The sequence below is a fragment of the Thiocystis violacea genome, from assembly GCF_016583565.1.
Lineage (GTDB): Bacteria > Pseudomonadota > Gammaproteobacteria > Chromatiales > Chromatiaceae > Thiorhodococcus > Thiorhodococcus violaceus_A.
In genome coordinates this window covers 1-6,534 of sequence record NZ_NRRF01000129.1, presented here as the reverse complement: position 1 = coordinate 6,534, position 6,534 = coordinate 1, and the positions used below count along the sequence as shown (strand labels likewise).

Here is a 6,534-nt window from a genome sequence, read left to right as displayed (position 1 = left end):
GCCCGCACGTGTCGTTCATAGCAACTATGTCGCGTAGCGACTGCTCAACCGAGGAGCCGGATGCGGTAGTCCCGCACGTCCGGATCTGTGGGAGCCGCGGGTGCATAAGCACCCGCGGCCACCCGGTGCCAGTCGTTTTCCGTATGGGCAAGCGCAGCGCAGTCCACTAACAATGGCGCGGGATTCGGTGGACTTCGCTCTCGCTCGTCCACCCTACCGGTCCGGCTGATGACCAAGGCCCCTTTTTGGACCAAGTTATTCCCGGAGTTCGCCTTAGACGTTTGGCGCTCGGGCACTGCCCCGCCTTTCTCGCGCGAACCCCGTTTTCAGGCGCCATTTCTGGGTTATAATCCATTCATCTTCATCAATGATCGCAATGAGATTTCAGGAGTAGGAACTCCGCCGCGCTGACGATCGCTACGTGCGCAGTGATCGGGCGCGCATTGACATAATAGACGCTCTCCATCCCATCCTCCTCGCCCTCCTTACCCGTCGACCGTTCCGAATAGAACCGCGCGCGGTGATCCACACGCGGTTTTCATCTGGTCGCGCATCGGTCGGGCGATCGACTTGTCTCTCTCGTCGTGACGCATCTAAGCGGCACAGCTGTGCCCGAGAACGGCGAGTGCTGAGTCTGGTTGCCGTGCGATTCTGTCCATTCGGTCATGCGACTGGACAGGACGGCGGGATGGGGCGCGCTGTTGACTGACCCTCTGTGTCGGCAGGGGAGGATGGGAGAGGGTTCAAGGGAATTCCGCTCGGCAACGAGGGGGGTATGATGCCGGTTCAAGTCGATGAGCCGGGTCATTGAAATACCAACCTAGGTTGGTGTGTTTTATGTGATGAGGTTGTTATGGCAGGTGAAGTGGTTTCTGGAACAGTCAAGTGGTTCAATGATGAGAAGGGTTATGGATTCATTGAGCGCGAAGGGGGTAAGGATGTGTTCGTTCATTACAGCGCCATCAATGGCGGTGGACGTCGCACCCTCATGGAGGGGCAGCGCGTGACCATGGAGGTCACCCAGGGACCGAAAGGCCCGCAGGCGGAGAACGTCACTCCGTCTTGATCCCTTCGGGGAGCGGCTGATTGGATGCCGGCTCGGCGTTCAATCAGCTCGCCATTCGAGTGGTGTGCGAATCGCCCCGCGCTCTTCGGGTCGCCGATTCTCAAGCGCCGAAGCCATTGAGGGTGCCCCAGTCGCCTCGTCCATCTGTCGGGGCTTAGTGCGCTGTGCCTTCCTGATCGTCGTGATGATGCCTTCAGGCTCTCGCAACGCTCGCTGCGGCTCCAGCGGTCGAGACCTCGCGTCGCGCGCTGCCGTGCGTTTTTCCGCTGTGTTTCGAGTCAGCTAGGGCGCTTGGAGCCGTCGTCGGCCGCTCTGTCGCCCAGCGCCGGGAATTCGCGCGAAAAATGTTCTGTAAGACTATAATGCCGTAGAACATTTGGAGGAGCGCATGGCACAAGCAACCCGCTACGGACAACTCAGTTTCAGTGACCAGGTCGAGCGCGCGCTGCGCGAGGGCTCGATGTGGACACTGATATGCGTTGCCATTTATCTCGCACTTTCGCTCGTGAGCTACTCCCCGCAGGATCCCGGCTGGTCCTATGTCGGTGAGGCAACGCAGGCGGCCAACGCGGGCGGACGCACCGGCGCCTGGTTCGCGGACGTCACGCTCTACCTCTTCGGCTACTTCGCCTATCTGCTCCCCTTTATGGTGGCGTGGAGCGCCTGGCTGGTGTTCCGCGGTCCGGGCGAGGATCCGGGTGCCAAGACCTGGGTCCTGTCGTTGCGCTGGGTTGGCTTCCTGGTGACCCTGGCGGCTGGTTGTGGCTTCGTCTCCATTCACTTTGCCAGCCACGGAGGCTATCTACCCAACGGGGCGGCGGGCGGCTTGGGGCTATTGGTGAGCAGTCGCATGCTCAATGCCTTCAATCCGACCGGGGCGAATCTGCTGCTGTCCGGCGGTTTGTTGGTGAGTCTGACCCTGTTTTTCGGGATCTCCTGGGTCAAGCTGATGGATGGGATCGGTGCCGCTGTCTTGCAGGGCGCGACTGCGATCTTGCAGGGCTTCAAGGGGATGGTCGGCGGACTGTCCTCCAAGCATGTGCGGCAGCGCTCCGAGAAGGAGGCTTACCCGGATGGCCTGCCGAAGGCGCTCAAACTCCTCGATCCGGCGTCGGCGGTGTTGCCGAGTCCGGCTGCCGAGGATGATCCCAGGGCTCGCAAACCCAAGGCGCGGCGCTCCGCGAGCCAGCTGCCGCAAGCCGTTCAGGACGCCCTGGCGGATCCAGCCCCGGCCAAGGCGGCGCCCGATCCCGAGCCGGTCGAACGGCCACAGGCGCCAAAAGCCGGACTCATGCGCAATGCCGGTGCTGCGCTGAAGGAGGTCGCGGGTGGTCTGAGAGATGTGCTGCCTCAGTCCAGTCGGGACGGCGCGAAGGCCGTTCCGCCAACTTCGAAACCCGAGGTCAAGCGGCGTGCCGCCGTGCCGGGCGAGACACCGCGTCCGCCACTGGATCTGCTGGACCTTCCACGGCGCAGCGGTGGCGGCTATTCGCCCGAGAAGCTCGAGGAGCTCTCGCGACAGGTCGAGACCAACCTTGCCGATTTCGGCGTCGAGGTCGAGGTCGTCGCCGTCTATCCCGGCCCAGTGGTCACGCTCTTCGAGCTGCGCCTGGCCCCCGGCATCAAGGCCAGCAAGATCACGGGTCTGGCACGGGACCTTGCGCGTGCCCTGACGACCGTGAGCGTGCGTGTCGTCGAGATCATCCCAGGCAAGTCCGTGATCGGCATCGAGATCCCCAACAAGCAGCGCGAGACCGTCTTCCTGCGCGAGATCTTCGACTCGCCGGCCTACCAAGATTCCACCTCGCCTCTGACCCTCGGCATGGGAACCAATATCTCGGGTCTGCCCGTGGTGTCGGACCTCGCCCGCATGCCGCACGCGCTGATCGCGGGCACGACCGGATCCGGCAAGTCGGTGGCGATCAACGCACTGATCCTGAGCCTGCTCTACAAGTCCGGCCCCGAGGACGTGCGCCTCATCATGGTCGATCCCAAGATGCTGGAACTCTCGGTCTACGAGGGTATTCCGCATCTGCTGACCCCTGTCGTCACGGACATGAAGGAGGCGGCCAACGCCTTGCGCTGGTGTGTGGGCGAGATGGAGCGGCGCTACCGGCTCATGGCAAAGCTCGGGGTGCGCAATATCGCTGGCTACAATCGGCGCGTCGCGGAGGCCGCGGAGGCCGGAACACCCATCCCGGATCCCACCGTCAGCCAGGAAGACCTCTTGGCGTCTGGCGGTGAGGCTCCCGCGCTCGGTCATCTGCCCTATATCGTCGTCATCATCGACGAGCTGGCCGACATGATGATGGTGGTCGGCAAGAAGGTGGAGGAGTTGATCGCCCGGCTTGCGCAGAAGGCGCGGGCATCCGGCATCCATCTGCTGCTCGCGACCCAGCGACCCTCGGTCGACGTGCTGACCGGTTTGATCAAGGCCAACATCCCGACCCGCGTCGCCTTCCAGGTCTCCTCTCGGATCGACTCCCGCACCATCCTCGATCAGATGGGGGCCGAGCAGTTGCTGGGGCATGGGGACATGCTCTACATGCCGCCCTCCAGCAATATTCCGCAGCGCGTCCATGGCGCCTTCGTGGACGATCATGAGGTCCATCAGGTCGTGGACTTCCTGAAGACCCACTACGGTGAGGCGGACTATATCCACGACGTTCTGCGTGAGCCGACCGAGTCGCTGCCCGGCATCGACCCAGAGCCGCGTGGCGAGGTGGAAGACAGCGATCCCTTGTTCGACGAAGCCGTCCAATTCGTCATCGAGAGCCGTCGCGCGTCCATCTCCGGTGTGCAGCGTCGCCTCAAGATCGGCTACAACCGCGCCGCTCGCATGGTGGAGGAGATGGAGCGTATCGGCATCGTCGGCTCGGCGGAGACCAATGGCAATCGCGAGGTGCTGGCGCCGCCGCCCGTGGATGATTGATGAGCGTTGTCAGTTGTCAGGTGCTAGTTGTCAGGTGCTAGTTGTCAGTTGTCAGGGCATCCGGTGCGGGGCACTTCTGCCGAAATCCACTGTCTTCTCGCTTGGTCCATAACCCTCTTAACAGGATTCCTATGCGCTTTCCTAGCCCTTTTCTCCCGACGTCGCCAATCGCCCGGATGCGGGCCGGGCGGGCTGTCTCCCGGCCTGCCGCCTGGCTGCTGGCGTCCGCGCTCTGCATCCTCTGGAGCGGCTTCGCCTTTGCCTTCGACGGGACGAAACGCATCAATGACTATCTCGCCGGCCTCGACAGCCTCAAGGCCGACTTCCAGCAATACACCTTCAATGCCGACCACAGTCAGATGTCGGAGGCGGCCGGAACCCTGTATCTGCAACGTCCGGGACGCTTTCGCTGGGAGTATGACCGACCGAACAGGCAGGTCATTATCGCGGACGGCAAGCGTGTCTATCTGCATGACCTGGAGCTGAAGCAGGTCTCGCATCAGAGTCAGAGCAAGGCCCTGCGTGGAACGCCGGCGCTGCTGCTTGCCAGTGCGGACCCGATCGAGAAGCACTTTCAGGTCCGCGCCATCGAGAGCAGCGACGGCCGCGACTGGGTCGAGTTGATTCCCAAGGCGAAGGATTCCGATGTGGTCAAGATCGAGATCGGCTTCGGCAAGGCGACCCTGGACAGCCTCATCATGCAGGACAGCTTCGGTCAGGAGACACGGCTGAACTTCACCGGCACTCAGCGCAACGTCGACCTCGAACCGAGTCTCTTCAAGATCGATCAGCGCGCGGTCGACGACTTCCTTCAGTTCGACTAGACGACGATGGCTCGCGCACCGGAGGACGCCCCCCTCGCGGATCGGATGCGTCCGACCAGCCTCGCGGGCTTCGCCGGCCAGGCGCATCTCATTGCCGCCGGCAAGCCGCTGCGGCAGGCCATCGACTCCGGCCGGCTCCACTCCATGATCTTCTGGGGGCCGCCAGGCACGGGCAAGACCACCCTGGCTCGGCTCGTCTCCGGGCAGTCCGGCGCGCACTTCCTCACCCTCTCGGCCGTGCTCGCCGGGGTCAAGGAGATCCGCGAGGCGGTCGCCCAGGCCAAGGCGATCCGCGCGATGGACGGCAAGGGCACCGTCCTCTTCATCGATGAGGTCCATCGTTTCAACAAGAGTCAGCAGGATGCCTTCCTGCCGCACGTCGAGAACGGCACCCTGACCTTCATCGGCGCGACGACCGAGAACCCCTCGTTCTCGCTGAATAACGCGCTCCTCTCGCGTGCGCGCGTCTACGTCCTCCAGTCGCTGACGGAGGATGATCTCGTTCAGGTCTTGACGCGGGCGCTCGCCGATTCGCAGCTTGGGCTTGGAGCGCAAGGACTGACACTGGCGGAAGAGGCGGTCCGCCTGTTGGCGAAGGCGGCGGACGGTGACGCGCGCCGTGCCCTGAATCTGCTCGAGCTGGCGGCTCAGATCGCAATCGATGGTCGGATCGAGGTCTCCGTCGTGGCCGAGGTCTCGGCCGCGTCGGTGCGGCGTTTCGACAAGGGCGGGGACATCTTCTACGACCAGATCTCGGCCCTGCACAAGTCGATTCGCGGCTCCAGTCCGGACGGCGCGCTCTACTGGCTGGCGCGTATGATCGACGCTGGCTGCGACCCGCTCTACATCGCTCGCCGCCTGGTGCGCATGGCCAGCGAGGACATCGGCAACGCCGACCCCAGGGCGCTCGATCTCGCCATGAACGCCTGGCAGGCCCAGGAACGTCTGGGATCGCCCGAGGGTGAGCTGGCCCTGGCTCAGGCGGCCGTCTACATGGCCTGCGCCGCCAAGAGCAACGCCGTCTACACGGCCTGGAACGCCGCACTGGCGGACGCCCGCTCATCCGGCTCGCTCGATGTGCCCGTGCATCTGCGCAATGCGCCAACCAAGCTGATGAAGGCGCTTGGTCACGGCCGCGCCTATCGCTATGCCCATGACGAGCCGGAGGCCTATGCCGCTGGCGAGCGCTATCTCCCCGATGCGTTGGGTGAGCGGCGCTACTACGCCCCGGTCGACCGTGGCCTTGAGATCCGCATTCGCGAGAAGCTGGCGCATCTTGCGGCGCTCGACCAGGCGGCGGGAAAGACCGAACCGCAATGATGTTGGGCGAATGAGCGTGCTTGAGTGGCAGCACCCCGGACACGCAAAAATGAGGCTCTCCCGGATCTCCTGGGGTTGTGATATCTTATAAAACAGTGGCTTGAGAGCCAGTTTCCGTCAAAACCCAATTCGAACGCTGTTGATTATGATGCTTGACAAAGAGACCATCCGGGTGCTGTTGAACCTACCCGATATCGCCATTGATCGGATTGTGGTGGAAGGGGCCAGAACGCTCAAGATCTTTGTTCATAGCATCCTGGAAGGCACGCACTGTCACCGTTGCGGAAAGCCCATTGATCATCCTTACGGGTTGAGTCAAGAGATAACGCTGCGCCATGTGTCCTTGGGTGAATACACCATTTTGATTGTCTTGCGCCCCAAGCGCTACCAAT

Annotated in this window: 4 protein-coding genes and 1 pseudogene; all 5 read left to right on the top strand. The window is 63.0% G+C overall.

The features are described 5' to 3' along the window. Positions 1-853: 853 nt before the first annotated feature. A complete protein-coding gene (locus tag CKO23_RS23505; RefSeq protein ID WP_207168675.1) occupies positions 854-1,066 on the top strand; it encodes a cold-shock protein in 213 nt (70 codons plus the stop codon). A gap of 388 nt (positions 1,067-1,454) precedes the next feature. Beyond that, complete coding sequence (locus tag CKO23_RS23500) at positions 1,455-3,998, top strand: DNA translocase FtsK (protein WP_200335779.1); 2,544 nt, start codon at positions 1,455-1,457, stop codon at positions 3,996-3,998. 131 nt (positions 3,999-4,129) lie between these two features. Beyond that, complete coding sequence (lolA, locus tag CKO23_RS23495; protein ID WP_242482693.1) at positions 4,130-4,822, top strand: outer membrane lipoprotein chaperone LolA; 693 nt, start codon at positions 4,130-4,132, stop codon at positions 4,820-4,822. Between the two features lie 6 nt (positions 4,823-4,828). After that, positions 4,829-6,142, top strand: coding sequence for a replication-associated recombination protein A (locus tag CKO23_RS23490; protein WP_200335771.1), 1,314 nt, complete (start codon positions 4,829-4,831; stop codon positions 6,140-6,142). A 148-nt stretch (positions 6,143-6,290) separates the two neighbouring features. After that, a pseudogene (locus CKO23_RS23485) lies at positions 6,291-6,534 on the top strand (hypothetical protein); the annotation flags it as partial.

What these genes read in the sequence shown, in the direction of transcription:
- CKO23_RS23505 (WP_207168675.1), top strand. Translation starts at nt 854, where the DNA reads ATGGCAGGTGAAGTGGTTTCTGGAACAGTCAAGTGGTTCAATGATGAG.
- lolA (WP_242482693.1), top strand. Translation starts at nt 4,130, where the DNA reads ATGCGCTTTCCTAGCCCTTTTCTCCCGACGTCGCCAATCGCCCGGATG.
- CKO23_RS23490 (WP_200335771.1), top strand. Translation starts at nt 4,829, where the DNA reads ATGGCTCGCGCACCGGAGGACGCCCCCCTCGCGGATCGGATGCGTCCG.
- CKO23_RS23500 (WP_200335779.1), top strand. Translation starts at nt 1,455, where the DNA reads ATGGCACAAGCAACCCGCTACGGACAACTCAGTTTCAGTGACCAGGTC.